Source organism: Burkholderia catarinensis, from assembly GCF_001883705.2.
Taxonomy (GTDB): domain Bacteria; phylum Pseudomonadota; class Gammaproteobacteria; order Burkholderiales; family Burkholderiaceae; genus Burkholderia; species Burkholderia catarinensis.
Genome location: NZ_MDEQ02000005.1, coordinates 264,062 through 281,413, shown reverse-complemented (window position 1 = coordinate 281,413; position 17,352 = coordinate 264,062). Strand labels below are relative to the sequence as shown.

Genomic DNA, 17,352 nt, shown 5'->3' with positions numbered 1-17,352 from the left:
GGGGCAGACAGGGGCCTTCTTGTGCGTTGAATCGGCGCCGCGACGCGGCGCGCGCCCGGTGAAGGGCACATGAAAGGGACCGTGATTGTGCCATCGGGTTCCGGGCGCGTGCCGTGAATGTATGCCGCGCGGCTCCCGAACTTCCTCACCATTGTGCAGGTGTCCTCTGCAATCGGGTGAGGAGGAATGGCGAAACCGCATCACCGCAGGCCGGCGCGCGCGCATGTTGCCGGATGCGCGGCACGCAGGCCAGCGAGCGGCTCGACGTCGCTACGGCGGGCCTTCGCGCGTGAAGGCGCTTGAACGGCGATCCATGCAATCATGCGGGCGTCGCATGCGTTGTCGTTGCGTCGCTCGCGGTTGCGTGCGGCTCATCCGCCGACGGTGAACGGCACGCACCGCGTTCGCTCACTTGCCATGCGAGGCCTGCCCGGGGCACGATGCGCGAACGGCTTCGCGAACCCCATCACTTCGTCTTCACGCATTTCACGCATGCAAGATTCCAACGAAAGCCGCCCGTCACGCGTGCGGCTGCTGAAAGGCATCCTTCCGATCCGCCGCGCGACGGCCATCCGCGACGTATTCGCGGGCATTTCGCTCGCGTCGATGGATATCCCGCAGGTGCTCGGCTACGCACGCATCGCCGGCATGCCGGCCGTCACGGGCCTCTATACGGTCTTCCTGCCGCTGATTGCGTTCGCGTGCTTCGGCGCGTCGCGCCATCTCGTGGTCGCGGCCGATTCCGCGACCGCGACGATTTTCGCGAGCCGGCTTTCGTCGATGGCACCGGCCGGCAGCGCCGACTATGCGGCGCTGGCCGGCATGGTCGCGTTGCTGACCGCTGCGATGCTGCTGCTCGCGCGCATCTTCAAGCTCGGCTTTCTCGCCGATTTCCTGTCGCGCACGGTGCTGGTCGGCTTTCTCGCCGGCGTCGGCGTGCAGGTGTCGATCGCGATGCTCGGCGACATGCTCGGCCTGTCGGTGCCGTACCAGGCGTCGCGCAGCCTTGCGCAGCTCGGCTATGTCGTCACGCATCTCGTCCACACAAACCGGCCGACGCTCGCGCTCGCGGCGCTCGTCGTCGTCGCGATTCTCGCGTGCAAGCGGTTCCTGCCGCGCGTGCCGATGCCGATGATCGCGGTCGCGGGCAGCATCGCCGCGAGCAACGCGTTCGGCTTCGCCGCGCACGGCATCGCGGTGCTCGGGCCCGTCGCGGGCGGGCTGCCGCCGCTGCGCTGGCCGTCCGTCACGTGGCAGCAATTCCTCGATCTCGTGCCGGTCGCCGCGTCGTGCTTCGTGATGATCATCGCGCAGAGCGCGGCCGCCGCGCGCGTGTTCGCGCAGCAGTATGGCGAGGACGTCGATACCAACGCCGACATCCTCGGCCTCGCGGCCGCGAATGCGGCTGCGGCGGTGGGCGGCGCGTTCGTCGTCAACGGCAGCCCGACGCAGACGGCGATGGCCGACGGCGCGGGCGTGCGCAGCCAGATCGGGCAGCTCGCGTTCGCCGCTGTCGTGGTCGTCGTACTGCTGTTCCTCGGCACGTATTTGCAGTATCTGCCGCACGCGGTGCTGGCCGGCATCGTGTTCACGATCGCGCTCGGGCTGGTCAACGTGCGCAGCCTCGCGGCGATCCGCAAGGAAAGCCCCGGCGAATTCACGCTCGCGCTGGTGACGGCCGCGGCCGTCGTGACGGTCGGTGTCGAGCAGGGCATCCTGCTGGCCGTCGCGCTGTCGCTGATGCGGCACGTGCGCCACAGCTACCAGCCGCACACGATGGTGCTCGAACCCGTCGCAGGCAACGGGCGGTGGCAGCCGGTACCCGCGCGGCGGGGCGCGATGACGGCGCCCGGGCTGATCGTCTACCGGTTCGGCTCCGACCTGTTCTTCGCGAACGACCACCTGTTCGCCGCCGAAGTGACCGAGCTCGTCGATGCCGCGCCGGTGCCGCCGCGCTGGTTCGTCGTCGATGCGGGCGCGATCACCGATGTCGACTATTCGGCCGCACGGACGTTGACCGATCTCGTCAGGACGCTGCACGCGCGCGGGATCGGCGTGCTGTTCGGGCGCGTCAACCGCTACCTGCGCGCGGACATGGATCGTCACGGGATCACGGAGATCGTCGGCGCGGCGTGCATTTTCCCGACGCTGCACCTGGCGCTCGAAGCCGCCGGTACGACGCCGGCGCCGCAGGAGCCGGGCATGGTGTAGCGGGAGCCGGCCCTACGCGGCCGCGCGCAAGCGCGCGAAGCCGTTGCGCAGGTGGCGCGCCAGCTCCGTCGCGGCCGGCGTGCGCTGGCCGCGCGGCAGATGCAGGTTGACCGCGAAGTTCGGCAGCGCGGGCAGGCCGCCGCCGGCCGGCAGGATGTCGAGGTCGGCCGGCACGGTGGACGCGAGCCAGACGGTCACGGCGAGATCGGCGCGCACGGTCGCGGCCGTCGCATCGATGCTGCCGTTCTCGAACACGGTGCGCCACGCGCGATCGCAGCCGCGCAGCGCGTCGAGCACCGTCGGGCGGAACGCGCAGGCCCGCGCGACCATCGACACCGGCAGCGGCGTGTTCCGGTACGCGGTGCCGCCTTTCGCGCCGACCCAGACCAGGCGGTCGACCGCGATGCATTCGCCGCGCGCCGGCCCGACCGGCGCTTCAATCAGCGCGACGTCGAGATCGCCCTGCGCGAGCCCCCGGCGCAGCTCCGGCGACGCCGCGCACACGAGCGTGAGCGCGACCTGCGGATGCGCGTGCGCATAGCCTTTCAGGATCGGCGCGAGACAGGTGCCGACCAGATCCTGCGGCGCGCCGAGCCGAACGGCGCCTTCGATCGCGCCGGCCGTCATGTCGGTCAGCAGCGCATCGTGTACGGCGAGCAGCCGGCGCGCCTGCTCGAGCAACTGCTCGCCGGCCGCCGTGAGCGGCAGGTTGCGATGCTCGCGGACGAACAGCGGGCCGGACAGCGTTTCGAGCCGCGCGACCTGCTGGCTGATCGCGCCTTGCGTGAGGTGCAGCGCGTGGCCGGCCGCCGTCATGCTGCGATGATCGGCGACCGAGACGAATGCGCGCAGCAGCGCGATGTCGAGATTGCGTGCCATGCGTCGCATTATGAATGCTAATGGCAGGCATAAAAAGCTTTCGCTGTCGTGATGGAAGGATCGCGGGTAAAAACGGGGCTTCGACGACGACAATCGGGAGCCAGCGTGCCGCTTCGCGACTACCTGCCGCTGATGCTGTTCGTGATCGTATCCACCGTGACGCCCGGCGGCGCGACGACGCTCGCGACCGCATCGGGCGCTCATTTCGGCTATCGGCGTTCGCTGCCGCTGATGGCGGGCATCGCGGCCGGCCTGGCGTCGATGGCCGCCGCGGCCGCGGCCGGGCTCGGCGGCGTGCTGCTCGCGCTGCCCGCACTGCAGTTCGCGATGAAGGCGGCCGGCTCGTTGTACCTCGTATGGCTGGCCGTGCGCATCGGGCGCGGCGGCAAGCCGCGGCTCGATGCCGCCGTGCACCGGCCGCAAGGGTTCGTCAGCGGGGTGTGGATGCTCTGGCACAACCCGAAGGGCTGGGCGATGACGCTCGGCGCGGCCGCGTCATTCGCGGCGCTCGCGCCCGGCCCGGCGCGGCTCGGCGTCTTGCTCGGGCTGGCGTTCGGCGTGGCCGCGATGGCGTCGCTGTCGCTGTGGTGTTTCGCCGGGTTGCTGTTTGCGCGCGTGTTGCGTACGGAGCGGCAGTGGCGCTGCCTGAATGCCGGGCTGGGCGTGCTGCTCGTGGTGTCGATCGTGCCGATGTGGCTGCCGTAGCGACGCGAGGCCGCACGCGCACCTGATGCACGCGCGGCCGCCGCGTTCAGCGTGAGCCTGCCGGCGTCGCCGCCGCCGTCGCGCGCCGGGCGCCCGCACCGGCCGACCACAACGGCAGCCGCAGCGTCGTGACGAAGCTTGCCGCGTGCAGCGCGCACAGCAGGCCGAACGCCCACGCATAGGCGCTCTCGTGCCCGCCGCTGCCCATCGCCTGATCGGCCTGCAGCCGCCAGGCGAGAAGCAGCGCGCATATCGTCGTGAAGGTCGGGCCGCCGAGGCGCTGGACGATGTTGAGCGACGTCGTCGCCATCGGCAGGTTGCGGCGCTCGACCGACGCATACGCGGCCACGATCGACGGCGCGCCGATCCCGCTCTGGCCGATCCCGCGCAGGAACAGCGCGGACACCAGCACGACGGGATCGTAGCTGTGCAGCGCGAGATACACGAACGGCAGCGTCGCGAGCAGTGCGAGCAGCGCGCCGGCCGCGGCCAGCCGGCGCACGCCGAACCGGCCCATCAGCGCGCCCGTCGCCGGGTAGGTGACGAGCATGCCGAGGCCCATCGGCGCGAGCAGCCAGCCCATCTCGCCGGGCGTGCGGCCGCAGGCCTGGATCAGGAACACCGGAATCAGCATCTGGCCCGCGAACAACGCGCCGTTCGACAGGAACTGGGTGGACGCGGCCGCGCCGAACACCTTGCGGCGAAACAGCGCGACGTCGATCAGCGCACGGTCGCCCTTGCGCGTCTCGACCCGCAGGAATGCCGCGAGCAGCAGCGCCGAAGCGACGATCGCCGCGATGCCGGGCGCTTCATTGATCCGCTCGACGCCGTACAGGAACAGCACGAGCCCCGGCGACAGCAGCGCCAGGCCGACCCAGTCGAGCGCGCGCCGCTGCGTGTCCTCGCGGTCGCCGGGCAGGAACCACGCGGCCAGCGCGAGCGCCAGCACGCCGACGGGCAGGTTCACGAGAAACAGCCAGCGCCACGACGCGTGCTGCAGGATCGCGCCGGCGACGACGGGGCCGAGGAGCGGCGCGAGCAGCACGGGCACGGCCGCATAGCCGATCACGCGCGCCATCTGCTGGCCGGCGACCCGCGCGATCATCATCTGCGCCATCGGCGCGAGCAGCCCGCCGCTGACGCCTTGCAGCACGCGGAACGCGATCAGCGACGGCGCGGACCATGCGAGCCCGCACAGCGCCGAACTCAGCGTGAACGCCGAGAAGCACCACAGGTACAGCGCCTTCGCGCCGATGCGGTCGACGAGCCAGCCGTTCAACGGCAGCACCAGCGTGAGCGCGAGCAGGTAGCCGCTCGTCACCCACTGGATCGTCGACAGGCTCGCGTGCAGGTCCGTCGCGAGGCTCGACAGCGACACGTTGACGATCGTCGCGTCGAGCTGCGACAGCAGCGAGCCGAGCATCGCGACCGCGCTGACCTTCCAGATCGCCGGATCGAGCCGGTCGGCCGAGCGATCCGGCGCCGGCCGCGTGCGTTCGTCGCTCACGCGCCGCGCCGGTCGAGCAGCGCGACGATGTCCTGCGTCGAGCCGGTTTCGCCGAGGCGCGGGAACAGGCGTTCGACGCTGTTGACGTGCGCATCCGGGTTGAGGTCGGTCATCGCGTCGACGGCGAGCGTCACGTTGTAACCGAGTTCGTGCGCCTGCCGGGCGGTCGATTCGACACCGATGCTCGTCGCGACGCCGGTCAGCACGATCTGCGTGACGCCGGCCGCCTTCAGGTGCGCGTCGAGATCCGTGCCGGTGAACGCGCCCCAGGTCTTCTTGGTCACGATATGGTCGCCAGGCTGGCGGTTCAGTTCGGGCACGAGTTCGGCCCAGTCGGCGGGGAGCTGCGCCGTGCGCGGCGGTTGCTCCGTGCGGCCCGCTGCGCCGCCGGCGACGTTGACGAGCACGACCGGCAGCCCGCGGCTGCGGAATGCGTCGAGCAGTTCGCGGGTGTGCCCGATCACCGGTGCGACCGGGTGCGCGGTGGGGAGGGCGACAATGCCTTTCTGCAGGTCGATGACGACGAGTGCCGTGTTCGTGTCGAGACGGGTTGCGCTCATGATGGGACTCCTTGAAAAGGGCGGGGAAAGCCGTGCGCGCGAATGCCGCGTGGCGCGCGGGCCGGATTCATTGTTCGCCGACGCGGCGGATCAGCGGGATCGCGGCGGCGAGCGTGTCGATGTCGTCCGGATCGAGTTTCTCGATCGCGGCGCCGAGCCACTTGTGCTTCGCGGCGTTGCGCTTGCGTCGCGCGTCGAGGCCGGCCGCGGTCAGCATGAAGAGGATCTGGCGTCCGTCGGTCGGATGCGGTTCGCGCTCGACGAGACCGTCTTCCTCGAGGCTCGCGAGAATCGCCTTCATCGACTGCGGCTTCATCGCCTCGGCGCGCGCGAGATCGGCGGTCGTCATCGGCCCGTGCCGTTCGAGCCGCGCGAGCGCGCTGGTCTGGGACATGCCGAGCCCTTCGGATTCGATCTCCGAGCGGAGCCGGCGGATGAGCTGGCCGACCGCGAGGGTCAGGTCGGCGGCGACGATGTCGGCGGAAACGCCGGGTTTGCGTGGCGGGTTCATGCGGCGGATCTTAGAACACGACAGTTAAACTTGCAAGTTTAACTGTCGAATTGATCGCCGGATCGAGGTGGAGCCGGGTGCGTGCGTGGTTACTCGTCGCGGAGCGGGATTGGTACGACCTCGTTGTATCTCGGGGTCGCGGCCTCGTGCAGCAGGTCGCCGAGGTATTGCGCGAGTTCGTCCGCGGCGAGCGTGGACGGAATGTGCAGGTCAGCCGGGCGCCGCTTGCCTTCGGCGCCGAGAACAAACACGATCCAGCGGTCGTTCTTGCGGACGACGGCGAGTAGCCGGCCAAATGCGTTGAAGCGGTATTCGTCCTGCATGGCATCGCTCCCGTCGGGTGAACGCGCCGGCCGCCCGCGCGCTTACTGGATCGAGCAGGTCAGCCAGCGATGGATCTTGAGCGCATCGCTCGATACGCCGGCACGCGTCGCTGCGCCGAGCAGCACGACCGTTTCGCGGCGGCCCTTCACGCGCATGCGCATCACGACGCCGTGCCCCGACTCGTTGATGAAGCCGGTCTTCTGCAGCCGGATCGGCAGGCGGCGGTAGCGGACGAGCGGGTCGGAATTCACGTACACGAGTTCGCCGTCGCCGGGGCGCACGGTGGTCGACGTATCCGTCGAGAAATAGCGGATCAGCGGATCCTGCGCCGCGGCGCCGACGAGCTTCGCGAGATCCTCGGCCGTCGACACGTTGTGCGGCGACAGCCCGGTCGGCTCCCGGAAGTGCGTACGGTGCATGCCGAGGCGGCGCGCTTCGCGGTTCATCGCGTTGACGAACGCGGCGCGCCCGCCCGGATAGTCGCGGCTCAGCGCGGCGGCCGCGCGGTTTTCCGACGACATCAGCGCGATATGGAACATGTCGCGGCGCGACAGCTCCGAGCCGACCTGCAGGCGCGATCCGGTGAACTTGATCGTGTCGCGATCGCGCGCGGTGACGCGCAGCACGCCGTTCAGCGGACGATCGGCGTCGCGCGCGACGACGGCCGTCATCAGTTTAGAGATCGACGCGATCGGCCGCACGGTGCGCGCGTTGCGGGCCAGCAGTGGCGTGCCGGAGTCGACGTCGAGCACGTAGGCCGCGCGTGAATGGAGCGTATTGACGGCGCGCGGGCTGTAGCCGCAGCTCGCCATCAGGCGCGGTTTGGCGGCCGGGCGCGGGCGCACGGCGGTCGTGCGCTTTGCGCGGCGATGCTGCGGGGCCGGCGCGGCGTGACGCTTGACCGCATGGTGCTTCACGCGCGGGCGGCGATGCTTGACGGCCTTCTTGTTACGCTGGGCGGGCTTTTTCCTGACGGTTTTCTTGACGGCCTTTGCAGGCGCATGCGCGTGCGCGGCGCGCTGCGGCGGGTTGCGTGGCGTGGACGACGCGTTCGCCGAGAACGCGAGCGTCAGGATCGACAGGGCGACGAGCAGGGTGGTCCGGGCGAGAGGCAGGCGCGCGATGAGGCCGGTCAAGCGAAAGTCTCCTTTTCACGCGTGATGAGGCTGCGTGGAATGCATGGGCGGTCAGGGGATGCGGAAAATTATACGGTCGATCGCGGCGCGATGACGACGGAAAGCGGGAAAAGATGCGCGATTCGGCGATTGTCGAACGTTCTTGCTGCCGTTCGGACGGGCATGCGCGGCGGCGCGCGCGCAAGCGGTCGCTCTATAGATGAGGTGGTTGAAGCGGTATGCGGCGCGATCGTGGATCGATCGCGCCGATGCTCAACGCGGCCAGTTCCGCCGCGACACCACCGCGAAACTGATCGCGATCGAGCCGGTCATGGGGCGTGGCGGCGCGTCGTTCATCGCGTCCATCGCATCGCCGAAGCGAAAGCGCCGGCTGCGGCCGTCCGCGCGTTCGGTGCGTTCGGTGCGTTCGGTGCGTTCGGTGCGTTCGGTACGTTCGGTACGTTCGGCACGACGCTTCGGTGCTTGCGCATCGGCCGTCGCGGCGCGTTCGTCGATGGCGGCCGGCTCGCACGATGCGGTGTCGGCAGGGCATTCGCATGCGGGGAGCAGGGACATGAGAGTCATTTCCGGAAAGGGCATGCCCGTATTGAACGTCATCGTAATCGATCAGTAAAATGAATATTTCGATCGATACGATTCCCTTGAAGAATGGAACTGAAACTGCTGCGAACCTTCTTGACGGTCACCGAGCTGTGCCATTTCAGCCGCGCGGCCGATGCGCTGCACGTGAGCCAGCCGGCACTGAGCAAGCAGATCGGCGCGCTCGAGGCGAGCCTCGGCGGCAAGCTGTTCGAGCGCGGCCGGCACGGCGCGGAGCTGACGCCGTTCGGGGAACGCTTCCTGCCCGACGCGCAGGCGCTCGTGCGCGATGCCGACGAGATCCTCGCGCGTGCGCGGGAGGCGACCAGCGGGCAGCGCGGGCATCTGCGGCTCGGCATCTGCCTGTCCGTGCTGACGCTCGTGCCGAAACTCGTCGCGGAATTTCGTCGCCGCAATCCGGGCATCGCCGTCACGCTGAGCGACCTGTCGTCGTCCGAGCAGACGCGCCGGCTGCGCGCCGGCAAGCTCGATGCGGGTTTCCTGCGCCTGCCTTCCGACGAAGGATTGTCGTCGTTCAAGGTGATCGACGAAGGGCTCGCGCTCGCGGTGCCGCCGCACCTCGGCTTCAAGCGCGTGCCGGCCGACCTCGACGTGCTCAACGAGATCGGCTTCATCGCGCTGCAGCGTGCGCGCGGCCCGGGGCTCGCCGCACAGATCGACCGGTGGTGCGTCGAGCGCCGTTTCGTGCCGCACGTGATGCAGCAGGCGGAGGATGTGCAGTCGGTGCTGACGTCGGTCGCGGCCGGTGTCGGCGTTGCGTTCATCCCGTCGCGCGCGCAGTATCTGCTGCGCGATGCGACGGTGCTGCCGCTCGACGGCCGGGACGCGAAGTGGCGCGTGGGGCTCGCGTGGCTGTCGGATCGCGACGATCCCGTCACGACGCGTTTCGTGTCGTTCATGCGCGCCGCGATCAAGGGCGCGTGACGCGGCGTATAGTGTCCGCGATTGCATCCTGAATGAATGCCGGCCCGGCACCGGCTCACGAAACAGAACCGATGACTTCAGAATCCGACGAATCCCCGCTCGATCCCGCACTCGTTGCGACGCTCGCGACGCTGAACGAGGCCGCGAGCGATCCGGCCGGCAAGACGTGGTCGCTGCCGAAGATCGCGAAGCGCGCGCAACTGCCGATGAGCACGCTGCGCCGCGTGCTGACGCAGCTCGACGCCGCGGGTCTGAGCGCGACGACGCTGAACGAGGATGGCACCGGCAGCGCCGCGCTGACCGACGAAGGACGCGCCGTGTGCGCGCAGCTGTTCGGTGCGAACGACGCCGGATGAACGAAAAACGGGCCGCTGATGCGGCCCGTCGTGTGTTGGCCGACGCGTACCCCGCGCCGGCCCGTTCATCACCAGCGCGCAGTCACGCCGCCCATCACCGAATGACGATAGGTCTGGTCGTTCAGCCCGTGCCGGTAGCCGACGTCGAGATCGAGCCAGCGTTTCGGCGAATAGATCGCACCCGCGAGCACGAACGCCGGATTCGCACCGGCGGTGCTTTCGGTGTTGCGCGACATGCCGATGTCGGCCACGAGCTGCAGCCGGTCGGTCGCCTTGTAGATGGCCGCGCCCGACACCGCCCAGACCGAGGTGAGATCCCCCTGGCGGTTCGGCTGGTACGTGAGGCCTGCGTTCGCGAGAAACGAAAACCGTGCGACATCGGCCTGCGCGAGCAGCGTCGCGCCGGTGCCGACACGGCCCGTGCCGAGCCCGCGATCGTCGTTGCCGGTCGGCATCGTCACCTTCGGTTTCAGCGCGAGCGACAGCGGCCCGCGTTCGACGAAGCGCCATTTCATGCCGATTTCGACATCGCCGATGCCGGCACCGTTCTCGTCGGTCCGCGTTTGCAGATGCGTGTAGGGCGCGTTGACGTACAGGTCGACGTTTTCGCCGAACCCGCGCGTGAGCGTCGCGTTCCACAGCTGGTGGCGGCCGTTGTCTTCCTGTTTCGAGGTTTCCTCGCCGTTGAACTCGAACTGCCAGTTCGCATTGCCCTGCGTGCCCGTATCGTCGCTGACGAGCGGATGGGCTGCGTACGCGTCGAGCGGCGCGAGGAGGGCGCTCGCGGCGGCGAGCGGAAGGATTCTTTTCATCGGATTACCCGTAAAGCGTCTTGGGCGTGCCGGCCCGCACGCATGGCACGGGCCGGCACGTCGTTATCGGAGCGGCCTCAGAACCACTGCTTGTAGCGGCGTACGTAGATCGTCTTGACGATCTGCGCGAGCAGGATGTAGCCGACCATCGTCGCGGCGAGCCACAGCCAGAAGGCGTTCGGCAGGTGCATGAAGCCGAGGGACTCCGCGAACGGCGAGAACGGCAGCCAGCAGCCGATCGCGATCGCGGTGAACGTCGACAGCAGCACCGGCAGCGCGGCCGTGCTCTGCAGGAACGGGATCTTCTGCGTGCGCAGCAGGTGCACGACGAGCGTTTGCGACACGAGGCTCTCGATGAACCAGCCCGAGTTCATCACGATCTGGCCGCCCGTTCCGCCGTTGAGGTGATACATCGCACCCGCGCCGAACACCGTCCACATCAGGATGTACGTCGTGATGTCGAACACCGATGACGTCGGCCCGACCCACAGCATGAAGCGGCTGATGTTGCCGGCTTCCCACTTGCGCGGCTTCTTCAGGAATTCGGGATCCATCTTGTCCCACGGCAGCAGCATCTGCGACGTGTCGTAGATCAGGTTCAGCACGAGCAACTGCATCGCGAGCATCGGCTCCCACGGCAGGAACGCGCTGGCGACGAGCACCGAGAACACGTTGCCGAAGTTCGAGCTCGCGGTCATGTTCAGGTACTTGAGGATGTTGCCGAACGTCTCGCGGCCCTTGATCACGCCTTCCTCGAGCACCATCAGGCTCTTTTCGAGCAGGATGATGTCGGCGGTTTCCTTCGCGATGTCGGCGCCGCTGTCGACCGAGATGCCGACGTCGGCGTCGCGCAGCGCGGGCGCATCGTTGATGCCGTCGCCGAGGAAGCCGACCGTGTGGCCGTTCGCCTGCAGCGCCTTGACGATGCGCGCCTTCTGCAGCGGCGTGAGCTTCGCGAACACGGTCGTGCGTTCGACGACCTGCGCAAGCGTCGCGTCGTCGAGCGCTTCGATTTCCGCGCCGACGATCGGCTTGCCGGGTTCGAGGCCGACCTGGCGGCACACCTTCATCGTGACGGTCGCGTTGTCGCCCGTCAGCACCTTCACCGCGACGCCGTTTTCGCGCAGCGCGGCGAGCGCCGGCGCGGCCGATTCCTTCGGCGGATCGAGGAAGGTCAGGAAGCCGCGCACGACGAGGTCGTGTTCGTCGGCGGTGCGGTACTGTTCGCGTTCGTCGCCGCGCGGGATCGTGCGGGTCGCGACCACCAGCACGCGGAAGCCGTCCTCGTTGTACGCGGTGGCCTGTTCGAGCAGCCGCTTGCGCGCGACGAAGTCGAGCGGGCGCACGCCGTCTTCATCGTACACGTGGGTCGATACAGCCAGCATTTCCTCGACCGCGCCCTTGCAGATCAGCAGGTGCGTGCCGCGCGTATCCTCGACGACGACCGACAGGCGGCGCCGCACGAAGTCGAACGGCAGTTCGTCGATCTTCTTGTAGCCCTGCGGTTTCACGCGTTCGCCGATCTCGTCGGCGCGCGCGACGACCGCGATGTCGATCAGGTTCTTCTGGCCGCTCTGGTGGAAGCTGTTGAGCCAGCCGAGCCGCAGGATTTCCTCGTCCTTGTGACCGGAGAGGTCGAGGTGGTGTTCGAGGATGATCTTGTCCTGCGTGAGCGTGCCGGTCTTGTCGGTGCACAGCACGTCCATCGCGCCGAAGTTCTGCACCGAGTTCAGCCGCTTGACGACGACCTTGCGGCGCGCCATCGCGATCGCGCCGCGCGCGAGGTTCGCGCTGACGATCATCGGCAGCATCTCGGGCGTCAGGCCGACGGCCACCGCGAGAGCGAACGTGAGCGCGCTCAGCCAGTCGCCCTTGGTCAGCCCGTTGATCATGAACACGATCGGCACCATCACGAACATGAACTTGATCAGCAGCCAGCTCACGCTCGAGACGCCGCGGTCGAAGCTCGTCTCGATGCGCTTGTGGCTCACGACGTTGCGCGCGAGCGAGCCGAAGTACGTGTCTTCGCCGGTCGCGACGACGACGGCCGTCGCCGTGCCGCTGACGACGTTGGTGCCCATGAAGCAGACGTTCTCGAGATCGAGCAGCGATGCCGACGTGTCGGCCGCCGCGTCGGCCGCTTGCGTGCCGGCGGATTTGCCGGCAACCGCGCCGAGCGTGTCGTACTTCTCGACGGGCAGCGCCTCGCCGGTCAGCACGGCCTGGCTGATGAACAGGTCGCGCGACGCGAGCAGGCGCACGTCCGCAGGGATCATGTCGCCGGCCGACAGGTGCACGATGTCGCCGGTCACGACTTCGCGCATCGGCACCTCGCGGCGCGCCGGCTCGGACGTGTCGGTCACCGAGCGCTGTACGGTCGCCGTCGTGCGGACCATCGCCTTGAGCTTCTCGGCCGCGCGCAGCGAACGGAATTCCTGCACGAAGCGCAGCAGCGCGCTGATCGTGACCATCGTCAGCAGGATCGTCATGCCGACATAGCTGCGATCGTCGGGCGCCGCAAAGTAGACGTCGGTGCAGAAGCTGATGGCAGCCAGCACCAGCAGCACGTAGACGAACGGGTTGTGGAACGAGAGCAGCAACTGGCGGGTCCAGTGCGGCGGTTTGTCGTGCGCGATTTCGTTCGGGCCGTGGTGCTGCAGGCGGTCGGCGGCCTGGTCGTAGGTGAGGCCGCGCGTGCTGGTGTGCAGCGACTTCAGCGTGTCCTCGAGCGGACGGGCCGCTTCCTGCGCGGCGCGCATGATGTGCGGGTCGTTCTGCTGGCCGGCGCCGGCCTTGATGAAGCCGCGCTGTTTCTTTTGCGATGTGTTGTGTCGTGTCATGAGTCGCTCCTTGCGCACGAGGCGGCGGGCGGGGAGCGGCCGTGACGTTATCGACGCACGAACGCTCCCTGCCGCGTCGCGTCAGGCGCGATCGGATGTGGATCGGTGAAGGTGGGACCGCTCGCCGGTACGCGTGGTGCGGTCGGCGTGTCGATGCGCGGCAGCGCACCGGCGAGCGGTAATCGACTACTGTCGTCTGAGTTCATCTGCACTCCTGTCGGTTGCGGATAGTCGGCACGGGCGATCGGCAGCGGCGCACGCACGAGGGCGCGCGGGCCGGATGGCACGCGAACGGAAGGCGCACGCGGCTGACGCTGCGCGCAACACGAACGCACGCGCGCGACAGCGCGTCGCGTGCATTCGACAATATTGAAAATTCGGCGGGAGATCTGGCCGGTCAGGCCGGAAGGGCGCCGCATCCTGCTTCCCGGGATGCGGCAGAAGACGAGGCTCTGCGCGTTTTCCTCAGGCAGCAGTCGAGTTGGTCAAGCACCAACTACAACTCGCATCGGTGTTCACAGAACACTCCATGTAATTAGACGGGAGCGATGGTAATGGCTCGCTGTGCGAAGCGTCAACCCTTTTGTCAGGCGTTATTTCGAGACATGTAATCGGATCGATGCGCGCTCGACGCGGCGCCGGATTGCCCGCAACGAAACGGCCGCGCGCATGCCATGTCGGCATGCGCGCGGCCGCGTCGAAGCAGGGTGCCGGTTACGGGTTGGCTGACGCGACGGCGGCCCCTGCATCGAGGATGCCCGAGCCCGCCGGCATCGCGGTGCACGACGTGCCGGCCGCCAGCTTGGCCGCGCGCGTGCCGCCTTGCAGCTTCTGCTGGATTTGCGCGGGCGTGAGGTTGCCGTTCACCGACAGCATCAGCGCGGCGACACCCGTCACCTGCGGCGTCGCGAGGCTGGTGCCGCTCGCCGGGCCGTAGGTGTCCGAGCCCGGCGTCGTCGTGCCGGTGTTCGACGTCGACAGGATGTTGACGCCCGGCGCGCTCAGCGCGACATCGGCGCCGAAGTTGCTGAACGACGCGCGTCGGCCCGCCGTGTCGGTCGCGCCGACGCTGATCACGCCGCGGCAGTTCGCCGGCTGGTCGAGCCCGGTCGACAGGCCGTCGTTGCCGGCGGCGACGATCACGGTCACGCCCTTCGCGGTCACATCGTCGATCGCCTGCTGGAACGTCGTGCTGCACGCGCCGACGCCGCCAAGGCTCAGGTTGATGACCTTGGCCGGCGTCGGGTTCGTCGGTACGCCGTTCACGGAGATGCCGGCGGCCCAGCGCATTGCGTCGGCGATATCGCTCGTCACGCCGCCGCACTTGCCGAGCACGCGCACCGGCAGGATCCGGCCGAGCCACGATATGCCGGCGACGCCGGTGCCGTTGTTGGCGGTCGCGCCGATCACGCCCATCACGCGCGTGCCGTGCCAGCTGCTGCTGCTCGGTTCGCTTGCGCAGTGATAGTACGGGCCGTTTGCGTTGTCGAGATCCTGCTGCGTGACCCAGTCGCCCGGATCGGTTGCGTCGGAGCCGCGCGACAGGCCGTTGTTGCTGGTGTTGACGCTGGTGATGAAGCTGTAGCCGGGCAGCAGGTTGCCGACGAGGTCGGCATGCGGCCGGTAGCCGGTGTCGAGCACGGCCGTGACGACGGTCGGCGAACCCTTGGTCACGTTCCAGGCGGGCGGCAGGTCGACGCCGGCGCCCGGGTCGGACAGGTACCACTGCTGGTTGTAGAGCGGGTCGCTCGGCGTGTCGCGGATCGTCATCGGGTGATCCGGTTCCGCGTAGTCGACGTCGGCATCGGCTGCGAACGCCTGCGCGAGTGCGGTCGCATCGGCGGCCGCGATGCGCTGGCCGAGCGACAGCACGGCCGCGCCGTTCGAAATCGTCCGTTCGACCTGCACGCTGAGCGGCGTCTGCGCAACCGTGCTCGCGTAGGCGCGTGCGCTGCCGGTTACCGGTGCCGTCCAGCGCGTCATCGAGCGCTGGATCACCGCGTCGAGTCGCGTCCCGTTGTCGATGGTCGCCATCGCGCGCGCGGCCGTCAGCGTCTTCAGCTTCACGATCAGGTGATCGACCGGCGCTTCGACCGGCGCGGTCTGCGCAGCCATCTGCACGGCGGCCTGCTGCGTCGTGCACGCGTTGCTGCCGCTCGTGGCGGGCGGGGTCGCGGGGGGGGCGGGCGTGGGGGCGGGCGCGGGGGACGGTGTCGGCGCGGGTGCCGCGTTGGAGGAAGACGGGTTGCTGCCGTCGCCTCCTCCGCCGCCGCAACCGGCGAGGGGCAGGAGGGCCGCGGCGGACAGCATGCCGGCGAGCATGCGCGCGTGTGCGGGGCGCGCCAGCGCGAAATTGAAACGTTTGGCTTTCATGTTGAAAGTCGACCCTCAAATATAACCGTCGTGCCGGCGGTGTGCTCGGTTCGGCGAAAACCGGACCGTGTCGTTTTTGTCTGGTGGTCGCGGCAGGGGTGCTGCGACGCGCCATGCACTGGGTAACGGCCGCTGTGGCGGCTTCTTGAGTATGTTTTGTGTGAAAAAAGAGCGGGACGCAAACGATTTCGTTGCGGCATCGCAGCATGAACGCGCGTTTGGAAACGGCGACTGCGCGCGCGGAGCGAGACAGCAGGCGGCCGGTCGAGCGAAAGGCGCTGCACGAGCGCTTTTGCGCGCCACGGAAAGCGGTCGCCCGCGGCGTAGCCGCCGCGGAGGGCGCCTGACACTTTCCCTGATACGGTGCGAATTTTGTCGGGCGTACGATCGCGATTCGATCAACGTTTCGTCAGGAGAAAAGCATGAATCGCCGCGTCCGTTGGCTGGTTGTCGCGTTGTCCTGTGCGCTGGCGGGTGCCGCGCATGCGCAGGCCCTTACCGGCACGCTGAAGAAGATCAAGGACACGGGCATCGTGTCGCTGGGCATTCGCGAATCGTCGGTGCCGTTCTCATATTCGGACAACCAGCAGAAGAACATCGGCTATTCGCGGGACATCGCGTCGCGCATCATCGACCAGTTGAAGACGGAACTGAACCTGCCGACCCTCGCGGTGAAGGAAATTCCGATCACGTCGCAGAACCGGATTCCGCTGCTGCAGAACGGGACGATCGATTTCGAATGCGGATCGACGACGAACACGCTCGAGCGGCAGAAGCAGGCCGCGTTCTCGAACAGCATCTTTCTGTATGGCATCCGCTTCAGCACGCGCAAGGACTCGGGCGTGAAGGACTTCGCGGACCTGGCCGGCAAGACGGTCGCGACGACGGCCGGCACGTCGGACGAGCGCCTGCTGCGCAAGCTCAACGAAGAGAAGGCGATGAACATGACGATCATCAGCGCGAAGGATCACGCCGAAGCGTTCATGAACGTCACGACCGGACGCGCGGTTGCATTCGTGATGGACGAGCCGCTGCTGTACGGCGAGATTGCGAAGGACCGCAACCCCGGCGCGTATACGGTGGCGGGCACGCCGCTCGTCCACGAAAACTACGCGTGCATGATGCGCAGGGACGACCCGGCGTTCAAGCATGTCGTCGACGGCGTGATTGCGAAGATGCAGACGTCGGGCGCGGCCGAGAAGCTCTACAACCAGTGGTTCACGCAGCCGATTCCGCCGAAGGGCGTGAGTCTCGGCTATCCGCTGTCGGTGGAGATGAAACAGTTGTTCAGGAATCCGACGGATCAGGCGCAGTATTGATCGCCTCCGGGCGGCGTAGCGCGGGCCGGCGTTGTCCGGCGCGGCCCGCGCAATCAATATGTGCCGCTGATGCCGGCCCGGGTTCCGGCTGCCATCCCGGCTGTCATTCCGGCTTCGCGTCGGCTGCATTTCAGAAACCGTAACGCCTGGCATCGCCACGCGACCCTCATCGGCGCTCCGTCCGGGGCGCCGCTTCCCCCTTCCGCCGTTTCCCCCCTTTTTTGAAACCCGCGTCCGGCGCCGGACCGCGGCGCATGCATGCGCGCGGTGTGGCCAGTTTCCGCGTAAACCCGGA

At 68.3% G+C, this 17,352-nt stretch carries 16 protein-coding genes; 5 read left to right on the top strand and 11 right to left on the bottom strand.

Features of this window, described 5'->3' with window-relative positions; genetic code table 11:
- The first annotated feature begins 492 nt into the window (after window positions 1-492).
- Window positions 493-2,211, top strand: a complete 1,719-nt coding sequence (locus BFF94_RS10425) for a SulP family inorganic anion transporter (protein WP_219139291.1) — start codon at window positions 493-495, stop codon at window positions 2,209-2,211.
- Between the two features lie 12 nt (window positions 2,212-2,223).
- Here the strand turns inward: BFF94_RS10425 and BFF94_RS10420 are convergent, their stop codons facing one another.
- Window positions 2,224-3,099, bottom strand: a complete 876-nt coding sequence (locus BFF94_RS10420; protein WP_219139290.1) for a LysR substrate-binding domain-containing protein — start codon at window positions 3,097-3,099, stop codon at window positions 2,224-2,226.
- Between the two features lie 42 nt (window positions 3,100-3,141).
- Here BFF94_RS10420 and BFF94_RS10415 point away from each other — a divergent pair, with 42 nt between their 5' ends.
- Window positions 3,142-3,795 carry a LysE family translocator gene (locus BFF94_RS10415; RefSeq protein ID WP_219139289.1) on the top strand — a complete coding sequence of 218 codons (654 nt, stop codon included), beginning with the start codon at window positions 3,142-3,144 and terminating at the stop codon, window positions 3,793-3,795.
- Window positions 3,796-3,841: 46 nt separating this feature from the next.
- Here BFF94_RS10415 and BFF94_RS10410 read toward each other — a convergent pair whose 3' ends face one another.
- The 6 genes from BFF94_RS10410 to BFF94_RS10385 all read right to left on the bottom strand — a co-directional run bounded on the left by BFF94_RS10410 (window position 3,842) and on the right by BFF94_RS10385 (window position 8,430).
- The gene (locus tag BFF94_RS10410) at window positions 3,842-5,302 is read right to left on the bottom strand and encodes a DHA2 family efflux MFS transporter permease subunit (RefSeq protein WP_219139288.1); all 1,461 of its coding nucleotides are present in this window, start codon (window positions 5,300-5,302) and stop codon (window positions 3,842-3,844) included.
- Window positions 5,299-5,862 carry a cysteine hydrolase family protein gene (locus BFF94_RS10405; protein ID WP_128843214.1) on the bottom strand — a complete coding sequence of 188 codons (564 nt, stop codon included), beginning with the start codon at window positions 5,860-5,862 and terminating at the stop codon, window positions 5,299-5,301. The genes BFF94_RS10410 and BFF94_RS10405 overlap by 4 nt, the downstream gene beginning before the upstream one ends.
- A 67-nt stretch (window positions 5,863-5,929) precedes the next feature.
- Complete coding sequence (locus tag BFF94_RS10400) at window positions 5,930-6,373, bottom strand: MarR family winged helix-turn-helix transcriptional regulator (RefSeq protein WP_128843213.1); 444 nt, start codon at window positions 6,371-6,373, stop codon at window positions 5,930-5,932.
- 89 nt (window positions 6,374-6,462) lie between these two features.
- Window positions 6,463-6,696, bottom strand: coding sequence for a DUF7661 family protein (locus BFF94_RS10395; protein ID WP_128843212.1), 234 nt, complete (start codon window positions 6,694-6,696; stop codon window positions 6,463-6,465).
- A gap of 42 nt (window positions 6,697-6,738) precedes the next feature.
- Window positions 6,739-7,833 carry a serine hydrolase family protein gene (locus BFF94_RS10390; protein ID WP_128843211.1) on the bottom strand — a complete coding sequence of 365 codons (1,095 nt, stop codon included), beginning with the start codon at window positions 7,831-7,833 and terminating at the stop codon, window positions 6,739-6,741.
- Between the two features lie 252 nt (window positions 7,834-8,085).
- Entirely contained in the window at window positions 8,086-8,430 is a 345-nt protein-coding gene (locus BFF94_RS10385; protein ID WP_128843210.1) for a hypothetical protein, read from the bottom strand.
- A 51-nt stretch (window positions 8,431-8,481) separates the two neighbouring features.
- Here BFF94_RS10385 and BFF94_RS10380 point away from each other — a divergent pair, with 51 nt between their 5' ends.
- Together BFF94_RS10380 and BFF94_RS10375 are read left to right on the top strand one after the other, a co-directional pair.
- The gene (locus tag BFF94_RS10380; protein ID WP_128843209.1) at window positions 8,482-9,357 is read left to right on the top strand and encodes a LysR family transcriptional regulator; all 876 of its coding nucleotides are present in this window, start codon (window positions 8,482-8,484) and stop codon (window positions 9,355-9,357) included.
- Window positions 9,358-9,428: 71 nt separating this feature from the next.
- Complete coding sequence (locus BFF94_RS10375) at window positions 9,429-9,713, top strand: transcriptional regulator (RefSeq protein ID WP_128843208.1); 285 nt, start codon at window positions 9,429-9,431, stop codon at window positions 9,711-9,713.
- A 68-nt stretch (window positions 9,714-9,781) separates the two neighbouring features.
- Here BFF94_RS10375 and BFF94_RS10370 read toward each other — a convergent pair whose 3' ends face one another.
- The 4 genes from BFF94_RS10370 to BFF94_RS10355 all read right to left on the bottom strand — a co-directional run bounded on the left by BFF94_RS10370 (window position 9,782) and on the right by BFF94_RS10355 (window position 15,738).
- The gene (locus tag BFF94_RS10370) at window positions 9,782-10,525 is read right to left on the bottom strand and encodes a transporter (RefSeq protein WP_128843207.1); all 744 of its coding nucleotides are present in this window, start codon (window positions 10,523-10,525) and stop codon (window positions 9,782-9,784) included.
- A 77-nt stretch (window positions 10,526-10,602) separates the two neighbouring features.
- Window positions 10,603-13,365, bottom strand: coding sequence for a magnesium-translocating P-type ATPase (gene mgtA / locus BFF94_RS10365; protein WP_128843206.1), 2,763 nt, complete (start codon window positions 13,363-13,365; stop codon window positions 10,603-10,605).
- Between the two features lie 47 nt (window positions 13,366-13,412).
- Window positions 13,413-13,571: a hypothetical protein gene (locus BFF94_RS10360; protein ID WP_164497733.1), complete on the bottom strand. Its 159-nt coding sequence runs from the start codon at window positions 13,569-13,571 to the stop codon at window positions 13,413-13,415.
- A gap of 508 nt (window positions 13,572-14,079) precedes the next feature.
- A complete protein-coding gene (locus tag BFF94_RS10355; RefSeq protein ID WP_219139287.1) occupies window positions 14,080-15,738 on the bottom strand; it encodes a S8 family peptidase in 1,659 nt (552 codons plus the stop codon).
- A 422-nt stretch (window positions 15,739-16,160) separates the two neighbouring features.
- Here BFF94_RS10355 and BFF94_RS10350 point away from each other — a divergent pair, with 422 nt between their 5' ends.
- Entirely contained in the window at window positions 16,161-17,057 is an 897-nt protein-coding gene (locus tag BFF94_RS10350) for a glutamate/aspartate ABC transporter substrate-binding protein (protein ID WP_128847087.1), read from the top strand.
- The last annotated feature ends 295 nt before the right edge of the window (window positions 17,058-17,352 follow it).